The organism is Ruegeria sp. AB9 (genome assembly GCF_056542585.1).
On the sequence record NZ_JBQGAA010000052.1, the window covers coordinates 1 to 1,772 of the forward strand.

At 62.8% G+C, this 1,772-nt stretch carries 1 protein-coding gene; it reads right to left on the bottom strand.

Annotated elements, in window-relative coordinates:
- Nucleotides 1-1,768 (bottom strand): sulfoacetaldehyde acetyltransferase (gene xsc / locus ACR0K5_RS25055; RefSeq protein WP_480632220.1); only part of this gene is annotated, 1,768 nt, incomplete at its 3' end.
- Between the last annotated feature and the right edge of the window lie 4 nt (nucleotides 1,769-1,772).

Below are 1,772 nucleotides of genomic sequence, written 5' to 3' on the forward strand. Positions count from 1 at the left end.
CTTGCGCCTGCATGTCGTTTGCGGAGACGCCCGCGACAGCGACGGGTTTTTTCATAGCGTCGCGGCGGAAGGGTTCGCCGAGTTCCTGGTTGATCAGGGCCTCGATCAGCGTGGTGATGCCGTTCTTCTGGTCCTCGATCGCCTGGTTCAGCGCCGCAGTCAGCTCTTCCTGAGTGCGGGCGACAACACCCTTCAGGCCACATGCGCTGGCGATGCCGGCATAAGACACTTTGGTGTCCAACTCGGTGCCGACGAAGTTGTCATCAAACCACAGGGTCGAGTTGCGCTTTTCCGCACCCCACTGGTAGTTGCGGAACACGATCTGGGTCACGGCGGGCCATTCCTCGCGGCCGATCGCGGTCAGTTCGTTCACCGCGATGCCAAAGGCGCCGTCACCGGCGAAGCCCACTACCGGAACGTCCGGCTGACCGATCTTGGCGCCGACGATGGCGGGCAGGCCGTAACCACAGGGGCCGAACAGGCCGGGGGCCAGGTATTTGCGGCCCTCTTCAAAGGCCGGATAGGCGTTGCCGATGGCGCAGTTGTTGCCGATGTCGGACGAGATGATCGCCTCTTTCGGCAGCGCCGCCTGGATCGCACGCCACGCCATGCGCGGGCTCATCCAGTCGGGTTTCGCGGCACGGGCACGCTCGTTCCAGCTGGTGCCCGGATCGTCATCCTCGTGGGTCATCGAGGTCAGTTCCTGCGCCCAGGCCGATTTCTTCTGGGCGATGCGCTCTTTGCGTTCTTTGCGGCCTTCGTCGCCCGCCGTGTCGCTCAGCTGAGCCAGAATGCCGTTGGCCACCTTGGCCGCATCGCCGACGATGCCGACCGAGACGGTCTTGGTCAGACCGATACGGTCGGGGTTGATGTCGACCTGAATGATTTTCGCATCCGCAGGCCAGTAGTTGATGCCATAGCCCGGCAGGGTCGAGAACGGGTTCAGACGGGTGCCGAGGCACAGAACCACATCCGCCTCGCTGATCAGTTCCATCCCGGCTTTGGAGCCGTTATAGCCCAGCGGACCGGCAAACAGCGGGTGCGAGCCAGGGAAGGCGTCGTTGTGCTGGTAGCCGACGCAGACCGGCGCATCCAGACGCTCGGCCAGAGCCTTCGAGGCCTCGATGCCACCTTCGGCCAGAACCACACCGGCCCCGTTCAGGATCACCGGGTTCCTGGCGTTCGACAGCAGTTCGGCAGCCTGCGCGACGGCGGTTTCGCCGCCCGAGGGGCGCTCGAAATCGACGATGGCGGGCAGATCGACGTCGATCACCTGAGTCCACATATCGCGCGGGATGTTCAGCTGAGCCGGCGCGCTGGCGCGTTTGGCCTGCATGATCACGCGGTTCAGAACCTCGCAAACGCGGGACGGATCGCGGACCTCTTCCTGATAGGCGACCATGTCTTCGAACAGTTTCATCTGCTCGACTTCCTGGAAGCCACCCTGACCAATGGTCTTGTTCGCCGCCTGCGGGGTCACCAGCAACAGCGGCGTGTGGTTCCAGTAGGCGGTTTTGACGGCGGTGACAAAGTTGGTGATACCGGGGCCGTTCTGCGCGATCATCATCGACATCTTGCCGGTGGCGCGGGTGTAGCCATCCGCCATCATCCCGGCGCTGCCTTCATGCGCGCAGTCCCAGAACATGATCCCGGCCTTCGGGAACAAATCCGAGATCGGCATCATCGCTGAACCAATGATCCCGAACGCATGTTCAATCCCGTGCATCTGCAGAACCTTAACAAAGGCCTCTTCTGTCGTCATCTTCATGTGA